This window comes from Micromonospora sp. NBC_00821, from assembly GCF_036347035.1.
Lineage (GTDB): Bacteria > Actinomycetota > Actinomycetes > Mycobacteriales > Micromonosporaceae > Micromonospora > Micromonospora hortensis.
The window spans coordinates 7098888-7125830 of record NZ_CP108880.1 but is presented as its reverse complement, the minus strand read 5'-3'; the positions used below and the strand labels follow the sequence as shown (position 1 = coordinate 7125830).

25 protein-coding genes, 1 tRNA gene and 1 pseudogene are annotated in these 26943 nt (G+C 70.9%); 14 read left to right on the top strand and 13 right to left on the bottom strand.

What is annotated here, in order from left to right; translation table 11 throughout:
* Positions 1–6: 6 nt before the first annotated feature.
* Together OHB44_RS32710 and OHB44_RS32705 are read right to left on the bottom strand one after the other, a co-directional pair.
* Positions 7–831, bottom strand: coding sequence for a class I SAM-dependent methyltransferase (locus tag OHB44_RS32710; protein ID WP_238686616.1), 825 nt, complete (start codon positions 829–831; stop codon positions 7–9).
* A 140-nt stretch (positions 832–971) separates the two neighbouring features.
* Entirely contained in the window at positions 972–1397 is a 426-nt protein-coding gene (locus OHB44_RS32705; RefSeq protein ID WP_266305317.1) for a hypothetical protein, read from the bottom strand.
* Here OHB44_RS32705 and OHB44_RS32700 point away from each other — a divergent pair.
* Positions 1398–1643 (top strand): annotated as a pseudogene (locus tag OHB44_RS32700) (site-specific integrase); the annotation flags it as partial.
* Positions 1644–1731: 88 nt separating this feature from the next.
* Here the strand turns inward: OHB44_RS32700 and OHB44_RS32695 are convergent.
* The 3 genes from OHB44_RS32695 to OHB44_RS32685 all read right to left on the bottom strand — a co-directional run bounded on the left by OHB44_RS32695 (position 1732) and on the right by OHB44_RS32685 (position 3723).
* Positions 1732–2076, bottom strand: a complete 345-nt coding sequence (locus OHB44_RS32695; RefSeq protein WP_238686638.1) for a hypothetical protein — start codon at positions 2074–2076, stop codon at positions 1732–1734.
* 592 nt (positions 2077–2668) lie between these two features.
* Positions 2669–2745, bottom strand: a tRNA-Pro gene (locus tag OHB44_RS32690).
* A gap of 84 nt (positions 2746–2829) precedes the next feature.
* Positions 2830–3723 carry a metallophosphoesterase gene (locus OHB44_RS32685; RefSeq protein WP_238686617.1) on the bottom strand — a complete coding sequence of 298 codons (894 nt, stop codon included), beginning with the start codon at positions 3721–3723 and terminating at the stop codon, positions 2830–2832.
* Positions 3724–3748: 25 nt separating this feature from the next.
* On the opposite strand from OHB44_RS32685, the gene OHB44_RS32680 reads away from it, so the two are divergent.
* Entirely contained in the window at positions 3749–4204 is a 456-nt protein-coding gene (locus OHB44_RS32680) for a GatB/YqeY domain-containing protein (RefSeq protein WP_196929129.1), read from the top strand.
* Positions 4205–4318: 114 nt separating this feature from the next.
* On the opposite strand, the gene OHB44_RS32675 is transcribed toward OHB44_RS32680, so the two are convergent.
* The gene (locus tag OHB44_RS32675) at positions 4319–6736 is read right to left on the bottom strand and encodes a penicillin-binding protein (protein WP_238686618.1); all 2418 of its coding nucleotides are present in this window, start codon (positions 6734–6736) and stop codon (positions 4319–4321) included.
* Between the two features lie 406 nt (positions 6737–7142).
* Here OHB44_RS32675 and OHB44_RS32670 point away from each other — a divergent pair, with 406 nt between their 5' ends.
* Complete coding sequence (locus OHB44_RS32670; RefSeq protein ID WP_030328078.1) at positions 7143–7463, top strand: WhiB family transcriptional regulator; 321 nt, start codon at positions 7143–7145, stop codon at positions 7461–7463.
* A 6-nt stretch (positions 7464–7469) separates the two neighbouring features.
* Here OHB44_RS32670 and OHB44_RS32665 read toward each other — a convergent pair whose 3' ends face one another.
* The 3 genes from OHB44_RS32665 to OHB44_RS33575 are packed head-to-tail and all read right to left on the bottom strand — an operon-like array spanning position 7470 to position 10479.
* Positions 7470–8621, bottom strand: a complete 1152-nt coding sequence (locus tag OHB44_RS32665; protein WP_238686619.1) for an ArsA family ATPase — start codon at positions 8619–8621, stop codon at positions 7470–7472.
* Positions 8622–8674: 53 nt separating this feature from the next.
* Positions 8675–9652, bottom strand: a complete 978-nt coding sequence (locus tag OHB44_RS32660) for an ArsA-related P-loop ATPase (protein WP_238686620.1) — start codon at positions 9650–9652, stop codon at positions 8675–8677.
* A gap of 26 nt (positions 9653–9678) precedes the next feature.
* On the bottom strand, positions 9679–10479 hold the full coding sequence (locus OHB44_RS33575) for an Rv0361 family membrane protein (RefSeq protein WP_442932718.1): 801 nt from the start codon (positions 10477–10479) through the stop codon (positions 9679–9681).
* Positions 10480–10922: 443 nt separating this feature from the next.
* Between OHB44_RS33575 and OHB44_RS32650 the strand changes: the two genes are divergently transcribed.
* From OHB44_RS32650 to OHB44_RS32620, 7 genes are all read left to right on the top strand, one after another.
* A complete protein-coding gene (locus OHB44_RS32650; protein WP_330439230.1) occupies positions 10923–11405 on the top strand; it encodes a hypothetical protein in 483 nt (160 codons plus the stop codon).
* A gap of 44 nt (positions 11406–11449) precedes the next feature.
* Positions 11450–11605 (top strand): DUF4177 domain-containing protein, encoded by a 156-nt coding sequence (locus tag OHB44_RS32645; protein ID WP_007466198.1) that lies wholly within the window; start codon positions 11450–11452, stop codon positions 11603–11605.
* Positions 11602–12063 carry a RidA family protein gene (locus OHB44_RS32640; protein ID WP_091403351.1) on the top strand — a complete coding sequence of 154 codons (462 nt, stop codon included), beginning with the start codon at positions 11602–11604 and terminating at the stop codon, positions 12061–12063. The genes OHB44_RS32645 and OHB44_RS32640 overlap by 4 nt, the downstream gene beginning before the upstream one ends.
* Before the next feature lie 123 nt (positions 12064–12186).
* Positions 12187–13023 (top strand): MBL fold metallo-hydrolase, encoded by an 837-nt coding sequence (locus OHB44_RS32635; protein WP_266304228.1) that lies wholly within the window; start codon positions 12187–12189, stop codon positions 13021–13023.
* Entirely contained in the window at positions 13020–16667 is a 3648-nt protein-coding gene (locus tag OHB44_RS32630; protein WP_330439228.1) for an adenylate/guanylate cyclase domain-containing protein, read from the top strand. Before OHB44_RS32635 ends, OHB44_RS32630 begins: the two co-directional genes overlap by 4 nt.
* A gap of 210 nt (positions 16668–16877) precedes the next feature.
* Positions 16878–17381, top strand: a complete 504-nt coding sequence (locus OHB44_RS32625) for a hypothetical protein (RefSeq protein WP_238686624.1) — start codon at positions 16878–16880, stop codon at positions 17379–17381.
* 30 nt (positions 17382–17411) lie between these two features.
* Entirely contained in the window at positions 17412–18908 is a 1497-nt protein-coding gene (locus OHB44_RS32620; RefSeq protein WP_266304230.1) for a serine/threonine-protein kinase, read from the top strand.
* On the opposite strand, the gene OHB44_RS32615 is transcribed toward OHB44_RS32620, so the two are convergent.
* Positions 18895–19236 (bottom strand): hypothetical protein, encoded by a 342-nt coding sequence (locus OHB44_RS32615; protein ID WP_238686626.1) that lies wholly within the window; start codon positions 19234–19236, stop codon positions 18895–18897. The two genes, OHB44_RS32620 and OHB44_RS32615, sit on opposite strands and share 14 nt — an antisense overlap.
* Before the next feature lie 168 nt (positions 19237–19404).
* Between OHB44_RS32615 and OHB44_RS32610 the strand changes: the two genes are divergently transcribed.
* Positions 19405–20346: a transporter substrate-binding domain-containing protein gene (locus OHB44_RS32610; protein ID WP_238686627.1), complete on the top strand. Its 942-nt coding sequence runs from the start codon at positions 19405–19407 to the stop codon at positions 20344–20346.
* Positions 20343–21554 carry a hypothetical protein gene (locus tag OHB44_RS32605; protein WP_330439227.1) on the top strand — a complete coding sequence of 404 codons (1212 nt, stop codon included), beginning with the start codon at positions 20343–20345 and terminating at the stop codon, positions 21552–21554. Before OHB44_RS32610 ends, OHB44_RS32605 begins: the two co-directional genes overlap by 4 nt.
* A gap of 23 nt (positions 21555–21577) precedes the next feature.
* On the opposite strand, the gene OHB44_RS32600 is transcribed toward OHB44_RS32605, so the two are convergent.
* Positions 21578–22015: a DUF3592 domain-containing protein gene (locus OHB44_RS32600; RefSeq protein ID WP_330439226.1), complete on the bottom strand. Its 438-nt coding sequence runs from the start codon at positions 22013–22015 to the stop codon at positions 21578–21580.
* A gap of 98 nt (positions 22016–22113) precedes the next feature.
* Between OHB44_RS32600 and OHB44_RS32595 the strand changes: the two genes are divergently transcribed.
* Positions 22114–22461, top strand: coding sequence for a PadR family transcriptional regulator (locus OHB44_RS32595; RefSeq protein ID WP_330439225.1), 348 nt, complete (start codon positions 22114–22116; stop codon positions 22459–22461).
* On the top strand, positions 22458–23471 hold the full coding sequence (locus OHB44_RS32590) for a hypothetical protein (protein WP_330439224.1): 1014 nt from the start codon (positions 22458–22460) through the stop codon (positions 23469–23471). Before OHB44_RS32595 ends, OHB44_RS32590 begins: the two co-directional genes overlap by 4 nt.
* Positions 23472–23617: 146 nt before the next feature.
* On the opposite strand, the gene OHB44_RS32585 is transcribed toward OHB44_RS32590, so the two are convergent.
* Together OHB44_RS32585 and OHB44_RS32580 are read right to left on the bottom strand one after the other, a co-directional pair.
* A complete protein-coding gene (locus OHB44_RS32585) occupies positions 23618–24808 on the bottom strand; it encodes an acyl-CoA dehydrogenase family protein (RefSeq protein ID WP_330439223.1) in 1191 nt (396 codons plus the stop codon).
* Positions 24805–26802, bottom strand: a complete 1998-nt coding sequence (locus OHB44_RS32580) for an acetyl/propionyl/methylcrotonyl-CoA carboxylase subunit alpha (RefSeq protein WP_330439222.1) — start codon at positions 26800–26802, stop codon at positions 24805–24807. Before OHB44_RS32580 ends, OHB44_RS32585 begins: the two co-directional genes overlap by 4 nt.
* Positions 26803–26943: the final 141 nt, after the last annotated feature.

Genomic DNA, 26943 nt, shown 5'->3' with positions numbered 1-26943 from the left:
CGGGTGTCAGGCCCGGTCGGGGGTCAGCTGCGCCACGACCTCCAGGTACTCCGCCGGGATGCGGACGGTGGCGTCGGTGGCGCGGTTGTGGGTGCGGGCCAGCTCCACCAGATCGGCGTGCAGGCCCGGGCGTCGCTCTTCGGGCAGTGCCTCGAACGCCTTCAACGTCGGCCCGTAGTTGACCCGGAAGAAGTCGGCGAACTCCTCCGGGGTGCCGAAGCGGAAGACGAACTCTCGGCGTACCGCCCGCAGTTCACCCACGGCCGCGCCGAGCAGTTCGCGGACCCGGCCCTCGTCGCCCCACTCGACCGGCGGGCGCAGCCCTGCCGGTGGTGGCACATGCCGCCCCACCGTGCGGAACAGGTCGCCGATGAAGCCCTGCGGCGTCCACGACGCCAGCGCCACAGTGCCGCCGGGCCGGCAGACCCGGACCAGCTCGGCCGCCGCCCGCTCCTGGTCCGGCGCGAACATCACCCCGACGACGGAGAGGACCGCGTCGAAGGACCCGTCGGCGTACGCCAGTCGCTCCGCGTCGCCGGTCACGAACGTGACCGGGAGTCGTTCCGCAGCGGCGCGGGCCTGGCCGCGTTCCAACAGTTCGGGTACGTAGTCGACGCCGGTCACGACGCAGCCGCAGCGGGCGGCGGCGATGGCGGCGTTGCCGGACCCCGTAGCCACGTCGAGTACGCGGGCGCCGGCGGAAAGGTCGGCAGCGGTCACCAGAAGCTCGGAGATCGGGTGGATGAGCGCGGCGACCGCGCCGTAGTCACCGCTGGCCCACGTCACCTGCTGGCGTGCCTTCACGGCGGTGAGATCGGGTGCGATGGTCATCGGTGGTCCCCCTCGGACGGTGTGGTGTGCCACTGACGTTAGGGGCGGTAGCCCCTCGGGGGATCGGTAGAAACACCTATACCCGCAGCTGAAGGCCGTCGGTGCGGTGTCCGATAGGCGTCACCGTGCAGGTGGCCGTCTCACTCCTGGTTCCAGGTGTCGGTCTGGATTGTCCGCTGGGAGCCCTGCTTGGACACCTGACCGCTGGCAATCGTCGCGCCGGACGCGTCCAGCGCCTCCACGACAAGGCCCGCGGTGGGGCGGGGCACCCGCATGGCCGCCCCGGAGCCGCTGACGGCGCTCCGCGCCACCTCCTGCCCGTCGCGCAGGACACGCACCGCGGTGGCGGCTGCCGGCGTCACCACGAGCAGGAGCTGCTGACCCTCGCTACCGCCGGTTTCAACGCCGATGGGCACGGCCAGCACGCCGGCGGGATCGGTGGGGTCGGCCGTCGTGGTGAAGGAGGTGCCGGTGCCAAGCACGCCGTCGGACCGTGGCTGATCGGGGGCGATCGACACCTCACCGATCCAGTCGCCGCCCACAGTGGGAGCAGCCAGGACGGTCACCTGGCCGTCCTCCACGAAGCCCGCGCCAAACTGCGGGAGCAGATCCGCGACTACGAAGACGGGCTAGCCATCACCGAGCACCACTACACCGTCACCGAAGCCGTCACTGACTGGCTGACCTATGGACTCAACGGCCGATCAGACCGCACCAAGACTAAGTGCGAGATCCTGTGTCGTACCCACATCATCCCGGCGTTGGGCGCTCGGAAGCTGCGCGAGCTTCGCGCCCAGGGCGTCGACCGCTGGCCATGGACCGGATCATCCCCGGATCCGACAGAACGTAGGAAAGGTGTCCTGCCCTGCCCCACAGGGCAGGACACCTTGCACCCGTGTCCTACCGCAGGAGCTTGTGGAGGGTTTTCGCTACGGCCAAGCTGGCCATGGTCATAGTTACTAGACCACTGGCGATGCCTAGCAAGACGCATGGTCCCGTGCCCAGTGACGCCTGTGCCTGCACAGCGACGCTAACCCCGGCGGCCACACCGGCCAGGAGTCCGACCACGAAGGCGATCACGAGGATCAACAAGTGGCGTTCGGTCAAGAGGTAGCGGTGCTGGTCGAGCGCTAGTCGGTGTTCACCACCGATCGGATCCTGTGAACTCCGTGGCTGAGGCACCACGGCCGAGCGCTCCTGGCTGGCATTGAGGTCGCGGTTACTTCTGGCGGTGCTGTTGGACACGTGTGTCTCCTTGAGAGTGTGTGATGGCTGACGACTTACTTCGGGCGTGGCGTCCCATGTGCTACCTCGGACATGTCGCCCCACGTCGCGTTTGAGCGTCTGCCGGTTACCGCCAGCGAGACGCGCGACGTGGGGCGCTCTTCTCGGGGAAACGATCGACAGTGGGGCGGCGTCACGGTGTTTGAGAGGTTGTCACGTCGATTGAGTAGGCAAGGGCGTAGCGCCGGATATCGGCCTCATGCGCGGTTCCACGGGTCCCGTCGATGGGACTCATTGCCTAGCGGCAGGAAGGGGGCCTGAGCTGCATAAATGCCGATAATCTATCGACCTACGTGGATCGCTACTTTACTCAATCCATGGTTACTTCCGAGTAACTTGCTTTGCGCTACTCACGAGAGTAGGTCCAGTCTCGTTGACGGGAGCGAGATGTGAGCCATGAGAGTGAGGCGCGCACCTCGGACAGAACGGCCCTCTGTTACCGCAGGGGGCCGTTCGCTGTCGGTGCAAACCGTCGAATGGTCCTAGTCACTCAATTGGTCACCCAGGAAGCACTAGAGGGCACATCCATGAATCGGATGTGCCCTCTTACCTCTGGTCGGGGTGGCCGGATTCGAACCGACGACCTCTTCGTCCCGAACGAAGCGCGCTACCAAGCTGCGCCACACCCCGAGGCGTGCCGACAAATAGTAGCCCACCCGCCCCGATGGTCAAACTCGGTACCCCCGTCGCCCCGGCCAGCGGACGGCGCAGTGGTCAGCGGGGGATGAGGGTCAGGATGCTGGCTTCCGGGGGGCAGGCGAAGCGGATCGGGGCGGTCGGGTGGGTGCCGAGGCCGGCGGAGACGTGCAGCCAGGAGTCCGAGCCCGGCCACCGGTGCAGACCGCGCGCCATTGAGCGGGGCAGGCCGCAGTTGGTCACCAGCGCCCCGAAGCCCGGTACGCAGACCTGACCACCGTGGGTGTGCCCGGCCAGCAGCAGCCCGAAGCCGTCCGCCGCCATCTGGTCGAGCACCCGTGGCTCGGGTGAGTGTGTCAGCGCGATGGACAGGTCCGCCGAGGACGACACCGCGCCGGCCACGGAGGGGTAGTCGTCCCGGTCGATGTGCGGGTCGTCGACGCCGACGAGGTCGAGCTGTCGACCGCCAGCCTTCAGCATCGTCCGGGCGTTGTTGAGGTCCGCCCAGCCGGAGCCGATGAAGACCTGACGCAACTCCTCGTAGGGCAGTTCGACGCCCTCGGTGTACTCCCGGTCGGGCAGGAAGTAGGTGAACGGGTTCTTCAACACCGGCCCGGTGTAGTCGTTGGACCCGAACACGAACGCGCCGGGGTAGTCCAGCAGCGGTTGCAGGGCCCGCAGCACCCCGGGCACCGCGCCCGGGTGCGCCATGTTGTCGCCGGTGACCACCACCAGGTCGGGGTCGAGGGCGGCCAGCGACGCCACCCAGCGCTGCTTGCGCGCCTGGTCGGGCATCATGTGCAGGTCCGACAGGTGCAGCACGCGCAGCGGCTCCGCGTCGGCCGGGAGCACCGGCACGTCGTACCGCCGCAGGGTGAACATGTTGCGCTCGACGAGCGACGCGTACGCGAGGGTGGCCGCGCCGATCGTGGCGGTTCCGGCGGCGAGCCGGAATAGTGTGCGCTTTCGCATGGCGTTCAGGGTAGTTTGACCGTCCATGAGCACGCTGAAGGACCGCCTCACTGCCGACATGCGTTCCGCGCTCAAGGCGCGCGACGAGCTGACCACCTCCACCCTGCGGATGGCCCTGGCCGCCGTCGGCACCGCCGAGGTCGCCGGCAAGGCCAAGCGCGAGCTCACCGATGACGAGGTGCTCGCGGTGCTGACCAAGGAAGCCAAGAAGCGTCGGGAGGCGGCCACCGCCTTCGCCGACGCCGGGCGCGCCGAGCAGGCAGCGAAGGAGAGCGCCGAGGGTGAGGTGTTGGACCGCTACTTGCCCAGGCAGCTCTCGGACGCCGACCTGACCGAGCTGGTGTCGGGGGCGCTCGCCGCGGGCGGCTTCACCGGCAAGGCCCAGATGGGCCCGGCGATGAAGGCGGCCCAGGCCGCAGTGGCGGGCCAGGCCGAGGGTGGCCGGGTGGCCGCTGAGGTACGCCGACAGCTCGGTCTCTGACCCGGCAGGTCAGCGGGGTGGCACGACGGTTGTCGTAGCCGCCCGCCGGTCCGGACAGACGAAACGGGCGGGCACCCAAGGAGGGTGCCCGCCCGTTGTGTCCTACTCGTCGGCTCAGCCGCCGGGGCGACCTCCGGGTCGGCCCCCGGGCTGACCGCCCGGAGTCCCGTTGGTGTTGCCCGGCGTGCCGCCGCCGCTGCTGACCTCGATGGTGACCACGCCACCCTTGATCGTGCGTCCGTCCGGGCTGGTGCCGGCCGCGTCGCCCGCCTTGCAGGAGGACGGCACCTTCGTGCTGGAGACGACCGGCTCGAAGCCGGCACCCTTGAGCCGGGACTTCGCGGTGTCCACCGAGACACACTTCACGTCGGGGATGCTGCGCTGGTCACCAAGGGAGATCTTCTGACCCGGCGCCTCAAAGTCGATCTTCGGCTTGCCCTTCATGGCGTCCCGCAGCGTCTCCCAGACCGGCGGGTTGATGCCGTCCTGCTCCTTGTGCTTCATCTTCACGTTGGTCTGCGGCCAGTCCGGGTCGGCCATGATGCCGGCGACGGAGTACTGCTTGGTCATCGCGACCAGTGCGGCGGTCTTCTCCGAGTCGGTGGTGCCGGACTTGCCGGCCACCGGGTAACCGACGTCGCCACGGACGTTTCCGGCGGTCGCCCCCGTGCACCGGGAGGACGACGACTTGTCACCGACCGGGCACCGGGCCGCGTCCACAGCGGCGCGGGCCACCTCGGTGCTGAACCGCTTCTCGCAGCGCGGGTTGGCGATGTCCAGCTTGTTGCCCTCCGGGTCGCGGATCTCCTGCACCGGGATCGGTTCGCAGTACTTGCCGTCCGCGGCGAGGGTGGCGTAGGCGTTGGCCAGATCCAGCGGAGTGGTCTGCGAGACGCCCAGGGTGAAGGCGCCCCACTGGTGCGCGCCCTTCTCCAGATCCAGGTCTTCCTGGGCCCGGAAGTTGATGCCCAGCCGCTTGGCGGCCTTGACCACGTTCTCGGCGCCGACCTGCTGTTGGAGCGGCACGAAGTAGGTGTTCACCGAGCGGCCGAACGCGCTCCACATGTTGTGTACGCCGGCCATGCTCTCGGTCGAGTTGGTGGGGCAGTAGAGGTTGGTCCCCGGGCAGGCGGCTGGGCCGGGCTGGATGATGTATTCCGACCGGAACTGCTTGGGCGCGTTGATGGTGTGGCCGAGCGGGATGCCCTTTTCCAGCGCCGCGACGATGGTGAACATCTTGAACGTCGACCCGGCCTGGTAGCCGGTGATGCCGTCACCGCCGGTGAGCAGCGGGTTGACCGTCGCCGGGTAGTTGCCCCGAATCTTCTTCTTGCTCTTCGCGGGATCGCTGGAGATCTTGTTCTTCGGGTTCTTCGGGTCGTCGAGCTTGAACTGCCTGTTGACCGCGAGCGCCCGGACCCGGCCGGTGCCCGGCTCGATCACGGCGACCATTGCCGCTTCCTTGCTGTTCACGCTCTTGGCCTTACGGACCGCCTTGTCCGCGGCGCGTTGCGCCTTGATGTCGATAGAGGTGACGACGTTGTAGCCGCCGCTCTTCAGCCGGCGCTCCCGGTCGTACCTGGTCGAGCCGAACGTCTCCTGATCCATCCACCAGCGGTAGAAGTAGTCGCAGAAGAAGCCCCACTCGTTGACGTTGGCGGCGACGCAGCCGTTCGGGGTGCGCTTGTCCTTGACGACCAGCTTGATCGCCTTGGCGGCGTCGGCCTCCTGCTGGGTGATGGCCTTGATGTCGGCCATGTTCTGGATGACGTAGTCGCGACGGTCCTTGGCGAGCGGGTAACCCGCCTCGGTGGTCGGGTCGTTCGTCGTCGGCGCCTTGACCATGCCTGCCAGCAGCGCCGCCTCCTCGATCTTGAGCTTGCTCGGCGGCTTACCGAAGTAGACCTGGCTGGCGGCGTAGATGCCGTACGCGCCGTTGCCGAACGAGGCGAGGTTGAGGTAGCGGGTGAGGATCTCGTCCTTGGAGAATTCCTTGTCGACCTGGAGGGCCAGCCGCATCTCGCGAAGCTTGCGGGCGCTGGTGTCCTCGGTGGCCGCGACGACGTCGGCCGGGTGGGTGGCCGAGTAGGCGATGGCCAGCCGGACGTACTGCATGGTCAGCGTCGACGCGCCCTGGCGGCCGGAGCCCTCGCTCTGGTTGTTGACGAACGCGCGGGCGACACCGTTGATGTCGACGCCGTTGTGCTTGTAGAAGTCGTGGTCCTCGGCCGCGATGATGGCCTTCTGCATGAACGGCGAGATGTCGGCGAGCTTCACGTCTCGTCGGTTCTCGTCGTACATGGTCGCGAGCGGTGTCTTGCCGTCCGACGCCAACAGATAGCTGATCTGTGGCGCGCGGGCCACCGTCAGTTCCGTGGGCAGGGCGCCGAACGTCTCGGCGCCGGCCTTCGCGGCCAGGCCGGACATCGCCACCGCGGGGAAGGCCGCCGCAGCGACCACCACGCCGGCCAGCAGGCCGCACACGAGCAGCGATGCGGCATTGGTCAGCACATTGTGGTCACGTTTCCGCATCCAGGTCACCTCGGCATGGTACGCGAGTAGGGAACGAGGGGCGCCTGGGCGTTGTTGCCCCATTTCCTGCGCGCGCTGCCCTCGTTGTGCTAAACGCACGACCCCCGGTGCTTGGTTGCGTGTGACCCGGCGTGAGTCTCCTCCGATTCGGTGAGGCGGCGCAGCGTTATCGCCGACCTCGGCGGGGTAACCGGCGGTCGAAGGCCCGGGAAGCCGGGAGTGTCCGGAATGATGGATTTCGTCGACAACGTTGCGTAATCAGTCGACTACAGAGCATGATGGGGGCGGCGACAGCGCCACATGTCGTCCGTGCCGCCTTGGGGAAGGCGAGCGGGCGATCGGGGGGAATTGCCGGCTGGCGTGTATCGACGAGGTCGGTAGGTACTGCAAGGGGGGACGTGTACACATGGGCATGATCACTGACTGGCCGTCGCTGGCGGCGTGTCAGAACGGGGACCCGGACGCGTTGTTCGTACAGGGCGCCGAACAGAACGTGGCGAAGCGGATCTGCCGGAGCTGCCCAGTTCGGTACGAGTGCCTGGCCGACGCGCTGGACAACCGGATCGAGTTCGGTGTGTGGGGCGGCATGACCGAACGCGAACGACGGGCGCTCCTGCGTCGACACCCGCAGGTGACGAGCTGGCGCAAGATGTTCGAGGCCGCGATGAAGAAGAACAGCAAGGACAAGGCCGGCAAGGACAAGATTCTCGTCAGCGCGGCCAACTGACGCCGGTCACGGCCGGCTGATCGCCGCGCCGATCGTCCGTAGCCCGTCGACGTCGTGCACGTCGGCGGGCTGCGCCGTGACCGAAACCGCCGGCACGGCAGGGAACGCCTCGGTGAAGCGCGCGGCGACCTGCTGCTCGCGTACCGCCTGGCGAGCCAACGCCGCGTGCGCCCGCAGCACGTCGGCGGTGGCCTCATGCCCACCCAGCTCGGTCAGCCGCTCGGCGGCGACCCGGCTCCGCTCGGCATCCAGCTCCGGAACCGCCGGGCGGTGCACCCGGTTGAGCACCAGGCCGGCCAGCGGCATCCGCTCGTCCCGCAGCCGACCCGCGAAGTAGGCGGCCTCCCGGACCGCGTCCGGCTCCGGCGTCGCGACCAGCAGGAAGGCCGTCTCCCGTGCCTGCAGGATGCGGTACGTCTGCTCGGCGCGCTGCCGGAAACCACCGAACATCGAATCGAGTGCCGCCACGAAGCCGGACAGGTCGGTGAGCAGTTGCGCGCCGAGCACCTTCTGCACCACCTTCGAGAACATCCCGAACGAGGCCGTGACCAGGCTGAACATGCTCCGACCGCCGCTGCGCGCCGGGGCCAGCAGCAGTCGCAGCATCCGGCCGTCGAGGAAGCGGGAGAGCCGAGCCGGCGCATCCAGGAAGTCCAGTGCCGAGCGGGACGGCGGAGTGTCCACCACGATCAGGTCCCACTCGCCCCGGGCGTGCAACTGGCCCAGCTTCTCCATCGCCATGTATTCCTGGGTGCCGGCGAAGGTCGAGCTCATCGCCTGATAGAACGGGTTCGCGAAGATCTCCGCGGCCTTCGTCGGGTCGGTGTGTTGCAACACCACGTCGTCGAAGGTGCGCTTCATGTCGAGCATCATGGCGTGCAACTCGCCGCCGCTGCTCTCGACGTCGATCCCCTTGACCTGGCGAGGGGTGTTGTCCAGCTCGGTCAGGCCCAGCGACTGGGCCAACCGGCGGGCCGGGTCGATGGTGAGCACCACGGTGCGCCGGCCGTGGTGCTCGGCGGCCCGCAGCGCCAGCGCCGCGGCCGTGGTCGTCTTTCCCACTCCGCCGGCACCGCAGCACACGACGATCCGCACGCCGGGGTCGGCGAGGATCTGGTCGACGTCCAGCTGCGGCGCCGCGTCTTCGGAAGGCACCAATCGAGCGTATCGGGCCGGTGGGGCCGCGCGCCCGTGCTGCGCTCAGGTGTGAGTCATTCGGCGCGGACGAGGGCCTGGGCCAGCGTCGCGAGCCCTGCCCGATCAACCCCGTCGGGCAGCAACGGCAGCTCGATCATCGGCAGCCCCAACTCCACCAGGTCGGCGCGGAGCGAATCTTCCAGTTCGCGCCGGATGAGCTGGTCGCGCGCCTCATCGTGCAACCCGGCCACGATGTCCTGATCGGCCGGCAGCCCGGCGGCGACCAGCCCGCGTTTCAACTCGGCGGCGGTGACCGCCGCTCCGGCGGGCAGCGGCGGTCGGACCCCGTTGACGAGCACCTTCCCGACACCGAAGCCGAGAGTGGTCAGGTCGGCGATCGCGTCGACAGTCTCCTGGATCGGCATCTCCTCCAGCAGCGTGACCACGTGCACAGCGGTCATCGGGGACCGCAGCAACGCCGCGACCCCCTCGCTCTGGGTCTTGATCGGGCCCACCTTGGCCAGCCGGGCGGTCTCCGCCGTCACGTTGAGGAACCGGCCGATCCGCCCGGTCGGCGGGGCGTCCAGCACCACCGCGTCGTACGCGCGCCGCTGCCCCGTGGTGCGGGTGGTGGCCTCCTTCACCTTGCCGGTGAGGAGGACGTCCCGCAGGCCGGGCGCGATGGTGGTGGCGAAGTCGATGGCGCCGAGCTTGCGCAGTGCCCGGCCTGCCGCGCCCAATTTGTAGAACATGTCCAGGTACTCGAGCAGCGCCTCCTCGGCGTCCACAGCGAGCGCACGCACCTCACCGCCGTCCGGCGCGTCGGCGAGGTGCCGCTCCTCGTAAGGCAGCGGCTCGATGCCGAACAGTTGGGCGATGCCCTGCCGCCCCTCGACCTCGACCAGCAGGGTGCGCCGGCCGCCGGCGGCGAGCGCGAGGGCCAGCGCCGCCGCCACGCTGGTCTTACCGGTGCCGCCCTTGCCGGTCACCACGTGGAGACGGGCGGGCCATCCGGTACCGGCCGGGTCGATCGGACGCTCAGCTGCACACACCCGTCGAGCCTATCCAGGCTGTGCGGTCAGGCGACCTCGCAGACCCACCAACCCGTCTTCTGCACCACAGTGAAGCGCAATTCCTGGTCGGCCACCTTCTCGTCGGCTGTGGTCATGGTGAGCCGGGTGGAGACGGTGGCCCGTTCCCCGGTCTGGTTGTCCACCTTTGGGGTGGTCCACCGGAAGCGCGGGTTCTGGTAGGTGGAGGCGTACTTCTCCACCTCGGCAACCTTCGCGGCGATCTTGTCGTCGTCACGGGAAGCGGCGCAGACGTGATCCGCCGCCTTCGTCGCGTCGCGATCCTTGTAGACAGCGGTGAGGAACTCGTCGACGGCGACCGCCGGCTCCTTGGCGCCCTCGCCGGTCTCGGCGTCGCGCAGGGTCAGGAAGGCCACCACGCCACCTCCCACGCAGAGCACCATGATCACGACCAGGGCGATCGCCGCGATCAGCAGACCGCGCTTCTTCTTCGGCGCGGCCGTACCCGGGTAGGGCGGATAGGCCGGCGGGGCCGGCGGAATCGACGAGGAGTTCGGGGCACCCGGCTGCGTCGACGCGGCGGCCGAGGTGGGGCCGCCAGGCGCTTCCGGTTGCCCAGCGCCGGCAGGCTGCCCCGGGAAGGCCGGTTGCCCAGCGCCGGCAGGCTGCCCCGGGAAGGCCGGTTGCCCAGCGCCGGCAGGCTGCCCCGGGAAGGCCGGCTGACTGATGCCGCTGGGCTGCCCGGGAAAGGCCGGTGAGGTGGGGGCGGCGGGAAGTGCCGGCTGGGCGGGGGAGGCGGGGAGGGCGAGCTGCCCGGGCGGCGGAGCGGGGGCCGGCTGGCTGGGGATGGTCGGCGCGCCGGGCTGGCCGGCGGGATCCGGGTGGGCCGGCGGGTGAGCGGGTGTGCCGGCCTGGTCGCCGCTGGGCGGGTGGGTCATGTCGTTCCCCCAGGGGTGCGGCGCCCGCCGCCACCCCTGGCGCCGAGCGTGATCGAGCGGGCGGCCGGGCGCTGCGCGACCGTCCGACCGGAAGGGTAGCGGTCGATGACCGGATCGGTGTCGCCCCTGCCCGCCGAGCGGCCCAGCGATCCGGTGAGCGGTACCCGCCTCGGTTTCGGTGTCGGGCCCCCGACCTGCGGTGTGTCGCATATGTGACTGTTGGTGACCTCTTGTGCGCGTCCTGTTGGCGGGACCGCAGCCACAGACCTACCTTCGTCCCGGTGCGGGGGCCGGAACGGACGAATGGGTCCGGGCCGGAAGCATGGTCCGAGAGGTACGACCGGAGGCAGTGCATGCGCGACGCGGACAACATCCCTCGCACCCAGTTCCCGACGAACGACCGGCCCCGCCGGCTCGGGTCCGTGGTCGAGGCCGGCGGGCAGGTCACCAACCAGCCGATCAACGAACGGTCGTACCGCCGGATGCCGGAGCAGGCGGAGCCGGCCCAGGTGCCCAGCCAGCTCGCCGAGCGGACCCGCGAGGACGACGAGCCGGGCTTCGTCATCCACCTGCCGATCCGGGTGCCGAATCTGGCCGCGGCGACCGTGCTGGCCGGCCGGGTCGCTGTGTCCCTGGGCTTCCTGCCCGAGCTGGACGCCGGCGAGACCACAGTCTCCAACGCCGACGATCAGAACAACCGGCACCGGGTCTTCTGCGACCTGCTGCTGCCCGACCGGTCCCGCTGCCCCCAGGGGTACGAGCACGAAGGGCGCTGCGGGGAGCTGCCGGCCGCGCCGGAGCAGCGTCCCGTACCTCGTCCGGCCAGCGGACCGTAGGCTGTCCCTCGAACAATTCCGCACCGAGAGGGAGCCCTTCAGCGATGCAGAAGTGGGAATACTCCACGGTCCCGCTGCTGGTCCACGCGACCAAGCAGATCCTCGACAACTGGGGCGAGGACGGGTGGGAGCTCGTCGCCGTGGTCCCCGGCCCGAATCCGGACCAGCTGGTCGCCTACCTGAAGCGGCCCAAGGCGTGAGCAACGGTCCGCACGCGAAGCTCGCCGAGCTGGGTCTCGACCTGCCCGAGGTCGTGCCGCCGGTGGCCAGTTACGTCCCGGCCGTGCAGTCCGGGCAGCACGTGTACGTTTCCGGCCAGTTGCCGATGGCCGAGGGCAAGTTGCTGGCGACCGGCAAGGTCGGCGCCGGGATCTCCGCCGAGCAGGCGAAGGATCTGGCCCAGCGGTGCGCGCTCAACGCGCTGGCCGCTGTCGACTCGCTGGTCGGCCTGGAGAACGTGGTGAAGGTGGTCAAGGTGACCGGGTTCGTGGCCTCCGCGCCCGGCTTCACCGGTCAGCCCGCCGTGATCAACGGTGCCTCGGATCTCTTCGGCACCGTCTTCGGGGAGGCCGGCCGCCACGCGCGCAGTGCCGTAGGTGTGGCCGAGTTGCCGCTGGACGCCCCGGTGGAGATCGAGCTGATCGTCGAGGTCGCCTGACCCGTCACCATTGCCCCGCGATCTTGCACTTTCTGCTTGGACGAAAGCCCCCAATCGGGATGAACCAGGGGCCGCGAGTGCAAGATCGTGGGGTGTGGCGGGCGGGGTCGTACGATCGCAGCCATGAGCGGGCACGTGACGGGGGCGGTAGCGGCGCTTGCCGACGAGTTGCCCCGCTGGGTTTCACTGCTGCGTGCGCCGAACCCGGGGCCGATGACCCTCGACGGCACCAACACCTGGGTGCTGCGCGCCCCGGCGGCCGAGTCCGGCATCGTGGTCGACCCGGGGCCGGCGGACGAGGGGCACCTGACAGGGATCGCCGAGCACGGCCCGGTCGGGCTGATCCTGATCACCCACGGCCACCCCGACCACACGGAGGGCGCGGCCCGGCTGAGTGAGCTGCTCGGCGGCGTGCACGTGCTCGCCGCCGACCCGGCGCACACCATCGGTGGTGAGCCGCTGACCGAGCCGGGCGAGCACTTCGGCGGCTTCGGTCTGCGCATCAGTCTTCTGCAGACGCCAGGGCACACCGCCGACTCGGTCTGCTTCCTGGTCGAGCACGGCGACGAGCGGGTGGTGCTCACCGGTGACACCATCCTCGGCCGGGGCACCACCGTGGTCGCCCATCCCGACGGTCACCTCGGTGACTACCTGAGCAGCCTGGAGCTGCTGTCCACGTACCGGGGGATCCCGGCGCTGCCTGGACACGGCCCGGCACTGGCCGACTGCGCCGCCGCCGCCGACTTCTACCTCGCCCATCGCCGGGCCCGGCTCGACCAGGTCCGGGCGGCGGTCGCCGCCGGCGCCCACACCCCCGCCGACGTGGTGGCGACGGTCTACGCGGACGTGGACCGCTCACTCTGGTGGGCGGCCGAATGGTCGGTCCGGGCCCAACTGGAGTATCTGGGCGTCGACACCGGGGAATCCGCGCCCGGGGTCAGTGGGTTGGAGCACATGTGACCTGCCCCGTGTGTGGAACCGTTGCCGTTCCCGGCGCGCGGTTCTGCCACAACTGTGGCGCCGCGCTGCCGGCCGCCGCCACGTTGCCGGCGGCCGAGCGCCGGGTGGTCACCGTGCTCTTCGGTGACCTCTCCGAGTTCACCTCCTGGTCGGAGGATCTCGACCCGGAACGCGTCGGCGCGGTCACCGACCGGGTGCTCGCCGCCCTCGCCGGCGCGGTGAAGACGTTCGGCGGGCACGTCGACAAGCTGACCGGTGACGGCATCATGGCGGTCTTCGGCGCCCCGGTGGCGCACGAGGACGACGCCGAACGCGCCGTCCGAGCCGCACTGTCCATGCAACGGGCCGTCCGCCGGGTGCTCGACGACGAGCGGGGAGGCGGCGCGCCGCTCGGGCTGCGGGTCGGGCTGAACACCGGCGACGTCATCGCGGGCATCCAGGCCGCCATCGAATACACGGTCATCGGCGACACTGTGAACACCGCGGCCCGGCTCGCCGACGCCGCCGCCGTCGGAGCCGTCTACGCCGGTGGTCGTACCGCCGCCGCGACCAGGCACGTCTCCTCCTGGCGGGCGCTGCGCCCGCTGCGGCTCAAGGGCAAGCGTGAGCCGGTCGAGGCGTACGAGCTGCTGGGTCTGCTGGACGCGCCGGGCACCCGCTCGGGGCTCGGCGACGAGGCGCCGTACGTCGGCCGGGAGACGGAGATCGGTCGGGTCGCCGGCCGACTCGCCGAGGTGATCGACCAGGGCGATCCTCGGGTGCTGCTGATGACCGCCGAGGCGGGCATCGGGAAGTCCCGTTTCGCCGCCGAGGTGGAGCGCCTCGCCGCCGGGTACGACGTCGGTGCTGGCCGCTACGCGGCGCACACCGGTGCCCGGGTGCTCTCGGTGCGCTGTGCCGCGTTCGGGGAGCGGCGACGCCTTGCGCCCCTGGCCGATCTGGTGCGGGCCGCCGTCGGTCTGCCCAGCGACGCGTCCACAGCGCTGACCCGCCCGGCGGTCGAGGAGCGGCTGCGCCGACTCGGGCAGCGGCTCGCCCGCTCCGGTGCGGAGACACCGCCGATCGCCACGGAGCAACTGCTGGCCCTGCTCGGCTACGCCGAACTTCCGGCACACGGTGGCAACGACAGCGGCGAGTGGGGTGGGTCGGGCACTCCGGCGGCGGACGCCGAGGTGGTGCCGAACGCTGTCGCCGACCTGCTCAGTGGGCTCGCCTCGGAGGCGCCGCTGGTGATCGTGGTGGACGACCTGCACGACGCCACCGCCGAGACGATCAGTGCCCTCGGATTGACCCTGTCCAGGCTCACCGGCCCGGTGCTGGTGCTGCTGCTCGGCCGCCCCGAGCTGGTGCGCACCGCCGGCGCGCTGACCCGGGTCGCGGACGCCGAGGTGCACTCGCTGCCGCCGCTGCGCGGTGCCGACGCGGCCCGGCTGCTCACCACTTACCTTGGCGGCGGCAAGCTGCCGCAGGCCGACACCGACCGTCTGCTCGCCACCGCGCAGGGCAATCCGTTCTACCTGGCTGAGCTTGTCACCCTGCTTATCGAACGAGGGGCGCTCACCACCGAATCAGTGCGCGGCACCGCCTCGACGCGGGGTGCCGCGGTGGATCGGGTCGGCTCCGGCGAGCGGGAGCAGGGCGGGTCGACCGGCTGGCGGCTGGTACCGGGCTCGCTGGGCAGCCGGCTGCTCTCCCGGGACCTCGCCGCCGTGCTCGCGGCCCGGATCGACGCGTTGCCGCCGGACGCCCGTTCGGTGCTGCGCGACGCGGCGGTCACCGGTGACACGGTGCCGACCGGCGCGCTGGAGGCGATGCGGGAGCAGCGCGGCGGTCGAGACGGTCGGCCGTCGGCAGTGGTCGCGGTCGAGCTCGACCGGGCGGTCGAGGAGTTGCTGCAACGCCGCATGCTGCACCGCTCGCGTGCCGGCTACTCGTTCGCCACACCGCTCATGCGGGAGGCCGCGTACGCAGGCGTGAGCAAGGCCGAGCTGGCCGAGCGGCACGCGGCGCTGGCCCGCTGGGCGGCGCCAGCGGACGAGACCACTGCCAGCAGTGTGGGCGGGTTCACCGACGAGGCCCGGGACGACTTCGTGGCGACGCACGTCGAGCGGGCCGCCACGCTCGCCGACGCGGTGAAGCTCCGCCCGGACGCGCCGGCCCGAGCTGTGGTCCCGCTCGGCGTCGCCGCGCTGGGCCGGGCCGCCCGCCGGTCGCTCTCCGCCGGTGAGCCGGCAATGGCCGTCGAGTACGCCGAGCGCGCCACCGAGCTGGCCCGCGACGGGGTGCCGGCAGCCGATCGGGTGGTGCACGCCCGAGCGTTGCTCCAGGTCGGCCGGGTTACCGACGCGTTGGCGTACGCCGAGAAGATCGCCGCGAACGCGGGGGACGAGGTCACCCGGGTCAGCGCCCTGCTGTTGGCGGGGCAGGCGCAGGAGACCCTCGGCGATCAGGGTCGGGCGGTGACCGCCTGGCAGGAGGCGTTGCAGGTGGCCACCGAGGGTCGGCTGCCCACGCAGCGTGCCACGGCGATGCGCCGGCTCGGCATGGCCGACTTCGTGGCGGGGCGGCTGAGTCAGGCGAGTAGCCGGTTGGCGGCCGCGTACCAGGTCAGCCTCGGTGCGCAGGACCGACGCGGGCAGGCGTGGTCCCTACAGAACCTGGCCTGGGTGACCACCACCCGGGGTGACTTCGCCGGGACCGACGCGGTGCTCGGCCGGGCCGCCCGGCTCTTCGCCGAGCTGAAGGACCCGTACGGGCGGGCCTGGCTGCGCGGCACCACTGCGTTCGCCCGGCTGCTCGCCGGTCGACTGCGCGAGGCGTGTCGGATGGCGCAGGTGTTCCTGCCGTTCGGCGAGCGGGTCGGCGAGGCGTGGGCGGTGGGCACGTTGCGGGCGGTGGCGGCGTTCGCCACTGCCGAACTGGGTGACCTGGCTGAGGCCGACCGGGAGGCCCGGCGGGCGTACCGGGAGTTCGCCGCCGCGTCCGACGACTGGGGGCGGGGGTTCGCCCTGGTGGTCCGGGCGGTGGTGGCGCGCGGGTTGGGCGAGCCGGAGCACGCGGCGGACCTGCTCACCGACGCCCTGGCGTACGCGGAGCGCACCTCGCATCCGCTGCTCACCGGGATGGCCGGCACACTGCGCGGCTTCGTCGCGTTGGACATGGGCGACTGCGAGACGGCCGAGCGGGTGGCCCGCTCGGTGCTGACCGCAGTGGAGCCGCACAACCCGCAGGCGCCGGCGCAGGTGGCGCCCCGGGTGCTGCTGGCGACTGCCCGTCTCGCGGCCGGCGACTCGGCGACAGCGGTCGGGCTGCTCGCCCCGGTGGCCACGGCCGCCGCGAACGCACCGTCGCTGCTCTTCTCCCGCCGTCAGACGATGGCCCAGTACGCTGCGGCGTTGCTCGCTCACGGTCAGCGGGAGCAGGCGTTGGACTGGGCCCGCCGAGCGGTCACCGCACCGGCCGAGGACGTGCGCAGCCAGGTGATCGCGGCGAGTGTGCTGGCCGAGGCGCTGGCCGCCTGTGGTCGTCCGGCGGAGGCGCTGTCCTGTGCGCAGGAGGCGGTCCGCCTGGCGTACGCCACCGAGCAGCGCAGCGAACGAGCCGCAGCCGACGCCCTCCACACCCGCCTGGCCGCCCTGGTCTAACCCCACCCCCTCCACCTCGCCGTTGATCATGAAGTTATTGCGCCGACACGCCGGTGCGCAGGGCAATAACTTCATGATCAACGCGACCCGGAGGGTGGGTGCAGGGTTTTGCCGGTTCTGGGGATGTGGTGGTCGGGGGGAGCGGCTAGCGTGTCACCACCGCGTACGGGTCCACAGTGGTGACCGTCGCCGTGCCTGGGGAGGCCGTTCATGAAGCTGCCGCGATCCATCGCGGGCTGGACCATCGCGGTCTTCGGCGTGTTGGCGCTGGTGATGGGCGCGGTCGGGCTGCTCTGGCCGGAGGCGCAGCTGCGCATGCTCGGGTTCGAGGTGCCGGCGACGCGGGCCGTCGGTGATCACACCGGGACGTTCCTGCTGGCGTCCTCGATGGCGGCCTTCAACATGGGCGTCTACTACCTGCTCGCCACGGTGACCGAGTGGCGGGCGTTCTACCGGTTCACAGTGGTCTTCCGGCTGGTCACGTTCACCGTGTTCACGATCGCGGTGCTGGCCGACATCGCTCCCGACCGGTTTTTCGGGGTGGCGGCGTGGGAGGGGCTGGGTGCCGTGGCCACCGCCATCGGTCTGCGCCTGGACGCCCGGCGGGGCATCCCGGCTGGCGGGATCGGATCGTCCGAGGGTGCCGGGACGACTGCGGTCGCCGAGGAGGGTACCGGTCCCGCCGGTGCGGCTCCGGCGGACGCGGTGCGCTGAGCCATCGGTCGGGTTGGGTATTTTCGAGCGGTGACCGACACCCCGACCGGCGGCCTGCCAGTGCCGATCGTGCCCGGCCTGACTGATTTGCGGGTCTTTGCCCGGGGCGGGTACGCGACCGTCTACCAGGCCACCCAGATCTCAGTGGGTCGCGAGGTCGCCGTCAAAGTGGAGAACCGAACGCTGGACAGCGAGCGCGATCAGGCCCGCTTCCTGCGTGAGGCGCGGGCGGCCGGCCGGATGTCGTCCCACCCGCACGTGGTGGACCTCTTCGACGTGGGGGTCACAGTCGATCAGCACCCCTACCTGATCATGGAGCTCTGCGACGGCTCGTACGCCGAACGGATGCGCACCTCGCCACTCGCGCCGGTGGAGGCCCGCGACCTCGGCATCAAGATCGCGGACGCGCTGGCCCACTCGCACGCCGCCGGGGTGCTGCACCGGGACGTGAAGCCGGCGAACATCCTCTACTCGCACTTCAACTCGGCGGTGCTCGCCGACTTCGGGCTTGCCGTTCTCGCCGAGCACCGGGACGCCTCGGTCACCCTGGAGGTGCTCACCCCGGCGTACGCGCCGCCGGAGATGTTCAGCCACAGCCCGCCGTCGCCGGCCGTCGACGTGTACGCGCTCTGCGCCACCCTCTACGCGGTGATGCACGGCAGGCCGCCGCGCTGGCAGTCCGAGCGCAACCCGAGCCTTGTCACAGTGCTGGAGATGTTCAACCAGCCGCTCCCCGCCCTGCCCGGGGTGCCGGACGAGCTGATCGACGTGCTGCGCGTCGGCATGGCCAACGATCCGGGCGAGCGTCCCTCCGCCCTGGAGTTGCACGACCTGCTCAGCAACCTGCCACTCGGCTCACCGGCGGCACCGGTCAGCGGCGCTCCGGTCAGCGGTGCCGCGACGCTCTCCGGCCCGTACGCGGCCAGCCAGCCGGTGCCCCGATCGCCCATCGAGGACACTCAGCGAGCCGACCCCGCCGGTCGACGATGGCGGCGCTGGATCTTCGGCGGCGCCGGTGTGCTCGCGCTCGCCGCCTCCGCGACCGCCGGGGCCTGGGTCGCCGACCGGGCGCCACCACCCGTCCCGTACCCGTCGGCCACCCAGATCGCCGCACCGGCGACCGGCCCGTTGCCCGGCTGCGCGACCGGCACCGGTGCGCCCACCGCCCTGCCCGAGGGTGCCCGGTGCCTGCCCGAGTTGGAGTGCTTCGGCCCGATGCGGATACGCGGCAGCCGCGCCGAGGCGGCTCGGCTGTCCTGCGCCGGCCGACACACCTGGGAGACGTACGCCGAGGGCATCCTGCCGGTGTCGCTGGTCGGCGCCGACTACGACGAGGTGGCCGCCGCTGAGCCGGTGCGGCAGGTGTGCAGCGCAACGACGTTCCGGTTGACCACCGGGATCGCCGAGGCGACCGGCTGGCACCTGGAGGTGCTACCGCCGGTCGACGGCAGCATCGACCGGACCTACCGGTGTCTGGCGGGGCGCGGCGTGGACGGGCTCTCCGCGCCCACGCTCACCGGCCGCTGAGCCCGTTCGACCCGCGCCGACGGTCACGCACCGCACGCAATGCGTCACGGGGGTCCAGGGCGTCGAGGGTGTCCGCGTCGATCCCGTACGGCATCAGTTCGGGCGGCCCGACGACTGCCGACCGGTCCGCCGGCTCCGGATCGTCGACCTGACGGGCGGCGGAGACCGCGACCCCGGTGACCATGGTCATCAGCACGCAGAGCAGCGCGAGAACCACGCCGAGGAGGTCCTGTCGGCGCCATACGACCAGCATGACCAGCGGCGCTAGGGCTCCCAGCGCCGCGAGCACCGCCACCGTGCGCGCATCGGGTCTGGACAATCGGCTCACCCGTCCAGCATGTCGCGACTAGGCCGGCTGTCAACCGCAGAGCCGACCGCCGCGCCGATCGGCATCGATCCGAGGCGCCGACTCGACAGGGTCCACGGCACCCACACGGATTGGACAAGAACGGCTACTCTCGGTATTCCGCAGGCCCTTCCGGTAGCGAGGTCGCCCATGAACTCAGGCAGTTCGCAGTCCCGGCTCCGCTCGATCGCGTCGACGCTGGCGGTCGCTCTCACCCTCGTGCTCGCCGCCGCGGCCGGTTGCGACAGTCGGAAGGAACCGGAGCTGCCCTCGGTGCAGGAGAAGATGCGCGAGACGCACATCTTCGGTCAGTCGAAGCTGCGGATCGGTGTCGCCACCAACGAGCCGCTGATGGGTGAGTTGCGAAACGGCCAGCACGTCGGGTTCGACGTCGAGATCGCCCGGTACGTCGCGGCCTCCCTCGGCTACGAGGGGGAACAGCGGCTGGAGTTCGTGTCGGTCGCCACCGAGGATCGCATCCCGTCGCTGCAGGGCGGCACCGTCGACCTGGTGGTCTCCAGCTTCTCCATGACGGAAGACCGTAAGCAGCTGGTCAGCTTCGCCGGGCCGTACTTCGTCACCACGCAGGAGGTGATGGTGCCGGTTCGACTCAAGGACGAGATCCGCACCATTGAGGATCTGCGCGACCCGGCGTACAAGGTCTGCACCAGCGGCGGCTCCACCACCGAGGCCGAGTTGGAGAAGCACCAGGTCAAGACGTTCGTGGTCAAGGACGTCGGCGACTGCGTCGATGGCATCCGGAAGGGCCGGTACGACGCGGTCAGCTCCGACGAGTCGATCCTCGCCGGCTTCCTGGCCAGCTTTCCCAAGGAGTTCGAGATCGTGGACATGCCGTTCGGCACCAGCGAGTTGCTGGGCATCGGCGTGCCGATCGGTGATCCCGCGTTGCGCGATCTGGTCGCGTTCTTCCTGCAGAAGAGCTACGTGCAGGGCCGCGACGGAGATGCCAGCCCCTGGCAGACCGCGTACAACCGGACCCTGGGCCCCTGGCTGAAGGCCGAGAAGCGCCAGCCGCAGCCCTTGGAGGTGCCGAAGCTCGTCGACTTCGACGACAAGGCGCCCGCGAAGTGAGCGCGGCGCCGACCGCCACCAGCGGCGACGGGCCGGTCCCGCCGCCCCGCACGTCAGTGCCCCACGGCGTCGCCGCGCCGGCAATCGACGGTACGGCCGCAGTACCGGCGGCGGTCGATCGTCCAGCGGCTGGCGCAGGAGGTGACGTTGCCTGGCCGGCCGGAGTGCCGGTCGCCGAACCGGCCGAGCCGATCGTCGCCGACGTTGAGCCGGGACGGGTCCGCTGGGATCCGGCGGAGCGGCGCGCCCGCGCCAGCCAGTCTTTCTGGACGGCAGTGGTGGGCGTACCGGCGATCTTCTCGGTGCTCCGCCTCGGCGTGGAGGCCGGCGGGGAGCTCCAGACCACGCTGCTGCTGGTGGCCAACGTCGGGCCGGTCAACCTGCTCGCCGGGTTTCTGACCACGGCGGCCCGGCTGCTCTCCACCGGGCTGGTGGCCGTCTTCGCGCTCGGCGCCGTGCTGGCCGTCAGCGCGGATCGACTTCCGCCGGGCACCCGTCGCCGCCCGCTCTTCGCCCGCTGGGCCGACATCACCCCGGCCTGGGTGGTGCTGGCCAGCTTCCTGCTCGCCGTGATCACCTGGCCGTTGCTCTATCTGCCGTTGCTGTTGCCGGCGTTCGTGGCCGCGTTCCAACTCCGCCCGGGGCGGCTGCACGAGCGGGTGGTGCCTCGGCTGCTGCTGATCGGCGCGCTGCTCGCCGGGTACGGCTGGCTGATGCTGCCCACGATGCGCGACGCGATGCGGCAGGGCGACGAGTGGCTGGTGCTGGCGCTCATCGTGGTGCCCCCGCTGCTGGCGCTCTTCGTCGCGGGGCCGCTGCCGGGCATGGTGATCCGGCCGCTGGCGTCGGTGACCGAGGTGGCGGTGCTCGCCACCCTGATCTGGGCAGCCGTGCCGGTGATCACCACGCCGGTATTGCCGCTGACCGTCACCACTGTGGGCCCGGAGAGTGGGCCCACCGAGGACGTCCGCGGGCACGTGGTCACCACCGACGACGTCAACATGGTGATCCTTCAGGAACGGGGTGGCGTCCGGTACGTCCCGGTCGGCCTGGTCCGCGCCCAGGTGCTGTGCCCGAGCGAGGAAGAACTGCCCCGCCACCAACTGCGCATTCACGACTTCCACGTCGAGGATTCGCTGTTGGAGGGCATGGGCCGTCGGGTCCGCCCGGTCCACCGCATCGACGCCGCCTGCCGTACCCCGGCCTGACGCCCAACTGACAAGAGCAGCGCCTACCGTGCCCGACGGTTGGCCCGCACGAGTGCGACGGTGGCCAGTGGCACGCTGACCGCGCCGAAGGCCGCGACGCCGGCGAGCAGATAGGCGATGCGGTGGTTGTGGGGGGCGCGGCGGTCGGCCACCTCCGCCTCCGGGTCCTGCGGGTCGTAGACGATCCGGATCTCGTCGCCCACCGCCGGAGCGGCACCGGGTGGCTCGTCGCCCTGACCGACAAGCGTCTGCGCCCGCCGCCCGTCCGCGGTCTCGAACTCGACGTGGATGCGGCCTTTGTTGACCTTGACGACCTGGGCGGTGGCCTCCACCCCGCGCTCCTGCAGCGCCTGGTCGTTGCTCCACACCGTCCAGGCGACGATGGCGAAGCCGACGACGACAACGAGGCCGAGCCCGGCGAACAGTGGCGCCGGCGGGCGACGGGTCCGCAGCAGATCCATGCCGCTCTCCATCTCCGGCGGGGCGGGCCGGTAAACACGACGCGAATCGCGGCGGCATCTGCTGCCGTATATACAGTCGGACGGTATATGCTGCGGCGATGGCGAAGGCTTCCATGCGCGAGTCCACCTACCTGATCCTCACCGCGCTCGTCGAGGCCCCACGGCACGGGTACGCGCTCCTCGACGAGGTCCGCCGAATCTCCGACGGGCGCGTCGACCTGCGCGCCGGCACCCTCTACGCAGCCCTGGACCGGCTGCGGACCGACGGTCTCGTCGACATCGAGCGTGAGGAGCAGGTGCAGTCCAGGTTGCGCAGGTACTACCGACTCACCGCGCCGGGGGCGCGTCGCCTGGCTGAGGAATCCGCGCGTCTGCGCAGCAACGCCGACGCGGCGAGCGTGCGACTGCGCCGTGCCGGTCTCATCTTCGACGGCGGTGCGGCATGACGTTGGACCGCACTTACCGACTGCTGATGGCCTGTTATCCCCGCGCCTACCGCCGGCAGTACGAGGACGAGATGATCGGCGTGCTGCTGGACGACGCGTCACCGGGCCAGCGCAGGCCGGCGGCGCGGGACGTGCTCGCCCTGCTCGGCGGGGCGTTGCACGCGCATGTCCGCCAGGCTGGTGCGCGATTCTCGGGCGATGCGTGGCGGGAGGCGGCGCAGGCGCTCGGCCTGATCGCCGCGTTGATGTTGTTCGTGCGGGATGCGCGCGTTCCGGTGCTGCACCTCGCCATGTTCGCGGACGGCTATCCCGAGGGGTTGGGAGAACCGTTCGTCCTCTGGCCGGTCGGTTTCGTGGCGCTGCTGTGGCTCACCGTGGCGGTGTCGGCCGTGTTCGGGTGGGGCCGGGCAGCAGCCGCGATCGCCGTCTGTTGCGCGGCGTTCGAGGTGGTGCGGGTCGCCGAGGATTACGGGCAATATTCCACGGTGCGCAATCTCTGGCCCGCCGTGCTCGCCGCGATGGTTCCGCTGGTGCTCGCCGTCCGTGCTCCCCGTTCCGCCACGGCTTCCCTCGCGCGCTGGCGACTCGGCACGCTGGCGGCGGCGACGCTAATCAGCGTCGCTGCTCCGAGCATCGCCCAGGTGACTGGTGCTGATGACGCGACGGCTCCCATCTACGGCACGTGGATCTTCACCGTCGGTGTCGGCCGGATCGAGGCAATTCTGCTGACTGCGGGATACCTGCTCTTCGCCCTTGTCATCCTGTCGACGCTGGCGGTGTTGCGGCGACGCCTGCTCGCGCTTGTGGTTCCGGTGGGCGTCACGTTGGTGCTCACCCGCGTGGGGCTCGGCACCACGGGGACGTTCCTGGAGCGTTCCACCCACGACGGTGTCCTCGATGCGCTCACCCTGGCGCAGTGGCTGACCCTGGTGCTGGCGCCCGCGCTGCTCTTCGCGGTGGCCGTGGCGATCCTGCACCAGCGGGAGCGCTCGGGCACACAGGGCGCGTGAGGAGGCCGCGCGTCACGCGGCCGAGCGGCTGATCGACTCGGCTTCCTGAAAATCGGGGTGTCACTGGCTCTCGGACACCCCGGAATCCAGGAAGCCGAGTCGATCAACGGACGGGCGGGGTGGCTCGGCCCGCCCGTCGGCGGGCGTCAGTACGACTTGTCCTGGCCGAGGACGTGTTGGGCAACGAAGTTGAGGATCATCTCGCGGCTGACCGGGGCGATCCGGCCGGCCCGGACGGCGCCGAGCAGGGTCGCCACCCCGTACTCGGTGGTCATGCCGGCCCCGCCGAGCACCTGCACAGCGGTGTCCACGGCGAGCGCGGCGGCCTCCCCGGCCGCGTACTTGGCCATGTTGCCGGCGACCCCGGCCTCCAGGTCGCGGCCGGCGTCGTACAGGGTGGCAGCCTTCTGAATCATGAGGCGGGCCAGCTCCACCTGCACCGCCGCGTGTGCCAGCGGATGAGACACCCCCTGGTGGGAGCCGATGCTCCGACCACCCCAGACCTTGCGGGTGGCGGTGTACTCACTGGCCCGCTCGATGGCGTACCGGCCGGTGCCGGCACCCATCGCGGCCACCGTGATCCGCTCCGGGTTGAGCCCGGCGAAGAGCGCCGGCAGCCCGGCGTCCAGCGACTCACCGAGCAGCGCGTCGGCGGGCACCCGCACGTCGTCCAGGTAGAGCAGGAACTGGTTCTCCGGGGACACGATCTCCATGTCCAGCTTGGACCGGGTCAGCCCGGCCGCGTCGGTAGGCACCAGGAACAGCGCCGGCTTGAGCTTCTGCGGAGACGCATCCGCTGAACCGGCTGGGCCGTCATCGACGGCGACACGGGCCACCACCAGCACGTGACCGGCCTCGTCGACGCCGGAGATGTAGCACTTGCGGCCGTTGAGCAGCCAGCCGTCGCCGTCGCGGCGAGCCACAGTGCCGAGCCGGTGGAAGTTGGAACCGGCCTCCGGCTCGGTGATCGCGAAAACGATCTTCTGGGAGCCATCGGCGAGGCCCGGCAGGTGCCGCTTACGCTGCTCCTCGTTGCCGTGCCGACTGAGCACCGTAGCCGCGATGGCGGGGGAGACCACCAGCAGCAGCAGTGGGCAACCCGCCGCCGCCAACTCCTCGCAGACGATGGCCAGCTCGGTGATGCCGCCGCCTCCGCCGCCGTACTCGGTGGGGATGTTGACCCCCAGGTAGCCGAGCCGTCCGGCCTCCGCCCACAGTTCCGTGGTGTGTTCGCCGGCCCTCGCCTTCTCGACGAAGTAGGAGTGACCGTAGCGGCGGCCCAACGCCCGAACGGCGTCGCGCAACTGGTCCTGCTCGGGGGTGAGGTCGAAGGTCATCGGGGGTCCTTTTCGTCGACAACGGCCAACACGGCGCCCGTCTGCACCTGACCGCCGGTCGGCACCGGCAGTTCGGCGACCACGCCGTCGATCGGGGCGAGCACGGGATGTTCCAGCTTCATCGCTTCCAGCGTGAGCAGCGGATCGCCGGCCGCGACCCGCTGGCCGACCTGAACGTGTACCCGGGTCACCACGCCGGGCAGCGGCGCGAGCAGCGACCCGGCCGCCACCGCCGCTGTGGGCAGCGGGAGACGCGGCAACTCGGCCAGGCTCGCCGCCCCGTCCGGGCCGTCCACGAAGACAGCGGACCCCACCCGGTGTACGCGGTACGCGCGCCGAACCCCGTCGACGTCGAGCACCACCCGATCCGGGGTGGCCTCGACCAGCACCACTGTGGGTGCCGTCGACCGCTCGGCGGACTCCTCGGCCGCCGACGTGCTGGACCAGTCGGCGAGCCGGCCGGCCCGGTCCAACCGGTAGCGGATCTCGATCTCGTCGCCGTCCGGCCCGACGAAGGCTGTGGTCTGGGGAACGGCGGGCACGTTGCGCCAGCCGGAGGGAAGCCCGGGAAGCACCGGTGCGGTCGCCCGCCGGTGCGCGGCGCCCGCCAGCGCGGCGGCGAGGGCGGTGATCGGCAGCCGGTCGGCGGCGAGGATCGGGGCGAAGACCTCCGGGTGCCGGTCCAGGAAACCTGTGTCGATCTCCACGGCGGCGAACGCGGGGCTGCGCAGCACCCGGACCAGCAGATCCCGGTTGGTGGTCACCCCGTGCACCTCGGCCCGGGCCAGCGCGCCGGCCAACAGCCGGGTCGCCTCCGCGCGGGTACGACCCCAGGCGATCAGCTTCGCGAGCATCGAGTCGTAGTGCACCCCGACCACCGAGCCCGCCACCACACCCGAGTCGAGCCGCAGACCCGGCCCGGCCAGCCCACCGAACTCGGCCGCCACCGTGCCGACGCCGAATCGGTGCAGGGTCCCGATGGCCGGCCGCCAACCCGCAGCCACGTCCTCGGCGCAGAGGCGTACCTCGACCGCGTGCCCGGTGCTCGCCGGCAGAACCGCCGGCAGCGGCTCACCCTCGGCGACGAGCAGTTGCAACCCCACCAGGTCCAGCCCGGTGCACAACTCGGTGACCGGATGCTCCACCTGGAGTCGGGTGTTCATCTCCAGGAAGAAGAACTCACCACCCGGGGCGAGCAGAAACTCCACAGTGCCCGCGCCCAGGTAGTCGACAGCACGTCCGGCGGCCACCGCGGCCTCGTGCAACGCCGCCCGCACCCGGTCCGGAACGACCGCCGGCGCCTCCTCGACGATCTTCTGGTGCCGGCGCTGGATCGAGCACTCCCGGTCACCCAGGGCCACCACTCGACCATGGGCGTCACCGAAGATCTGCACCTCGACGTGCCGGCCGCGTTCGACGTACCGCTCGATGAAGACAGTGCCGTCGCCGAACGCGGCAGCCGCCTCGCGGCGCGCGGAGGCGACGGCCTCGGCCAGTTCGTCGACGGTCCGGACGATCCGCATGCCCCGGCCACCACCGCCGGCGGACGCCTTCACCAGCACCGGGAAACCCACGATCTCGTCGGTGTCGGTCCAACTCGGCAGCATCGGCACGCCCGCCTCGGCGAGCAACGCCTTCGCCGCCAACTTGTCGCCCATGGCGGCGATCACCTTGGCCGGTGGCCCGACCCAGGTCAGACCGGCGTCGGTCACCGCCGCCGCGAACTCGGCGTTCTCGGCGAGGAACCCGTAGCCGGGATGGACGGCATCCGCGCCGCTGCGGCGGGCCGCGTCCAGGATCAGGTCGACCCGCAGGTACGTCTCGGCCGGCGAACTCCCCGGCAGGCGTACGGCCTGGTCGGCCTCGGCCACGAACGGCGCGTCGGCGTCCGCGTCCGAGTGCACGGCGACCGTCTCCACGCCCATCGCCCGGCAGGTGGCGAAGACCCGACGGGCGATCTCGCCCCGGTTCGCCACGAGCAGTCTGTTGATCATGGTTCCCTGAGCCTGCCTTTCGTTCGCGACTGCGGGACTCCGCTTCGCTGCGTTCCTCGCGCTCACGGTGCCTGCCTTTTGTTCGCGACTGCGGGACTCCGCTTCGCTGCGTTCCTCGCGCTCACGGTGCCTGCCTTTTGT

Excerpts from the sequence above, each read along its gene's own strand:
- OHB44_RS32625 (WP_238686624.1), top strand. The coding sequence starts at position 16,878 with ATGAAGCTGCCGCGATCCATCGCGGGCTGGACCATCGCGGTCTTCGGC.
- OHB44_RS32650 (WP_330439230.1), top strand. The coding sequence starts at position 10,923 with ATGCGCGACGCGGACAACATCCCTCGCACCCAGTTCCCGACGAACGAC.
- OHB44_RS32645 (WP_007466198.1), top strand. The coding sequence starts at position 11,450 with ATGCAGAAGTGGGAATACTCCACGGTCCCGCTGCTGGTCCACGCGACC.
- OHB44_RS32590 (WP_330439224.1), top strand. The coding sequence starts at position 22,458 with ATGACGTTGGACCGCACTTACCGACTGCTGATGGCCTGTTATCCCCGC.
- OHB44_RS32580 (WP_330439222.1), bottom strand. The coding sequence starts at position 26,802 with ATGATCAACAGACTGCTCGTGGCGAACCGGGGCGAGATCGCCCGTCGG.
- OHB44_RS32600 (WP_330439226.1), bottom strand. The coding sequence starts at position 22,015 with ATGGATCTGCTGCGGACCCGTCGCCCGCCGGCGCCACTGTTCGCCGGG.
- OHB44_RS32680 (WP_196929129.1), top strand. The coding sequence starts at position 3,749 with ATGAGCACGCTGAAGGACCGCCTCACTGCCGACATGCGTTCCGCGCTC.
- OHB44_RS32585 (WP_330439223.1), bottom strand. The coding sequence starts at position 24,808 with ATGACCTTCGACCTCACCCCCGAGCAGGACCAGTTGCGCGACGCCGTT.
- OHB44_RS32685 (WP_238686617.1), bottom strand. The coding sequence starts at position 3,723 with ATGCGAAAGCGCACACTATTCCGGCTCGCCGCCGGAACCGCCACGATC.
- OHB44_RS32635 (WP_266304228.1), top strand. The coding sequence starts at position 12,187 with ATGAGCGGGCACGTGACGGGGGCGGTAGCGGCGCTTGCCGACGAGTTG.
- OHB44_RS32610 (WP_238686627.1), top strand. The coding sequence starts at position 19,405 with ATGAACTCAGGCAGTTCGCAGTCCCGGCTCCGCTCGATCGCGTCGACG.
- OHB44_RS32595 (WP_330439225.1), top strand. The coding sequence starts at position 22,114 with ATGGCGAAGGCTTCCATGCGCGAGTCCACCTACCTGATCCTCACCGCG.
- OHB44_RS32675 (WP_238686618.1), bottom strand. The coding sequence starts at position 6,736 with ATGCGGAAACGTGACCACAATGTGCTGACCAATGCCGCATCGCTGCTC.
- OHB44_RS32710 (WP_238686616.1), bottom strand. The coding sequence starts at position 831 with ATGACCATCGCACCCGATCTCACCGCCGTGAAGGCACGCCAGCAGGTG.
- OHB44_RS32670 (WP_030328078.1), top strand. The coding sequence starts at position 7,143 with ATGGGCATGATCACTGACTGGCCGTCGCTGGCGGCGTGTCAGAACGGG.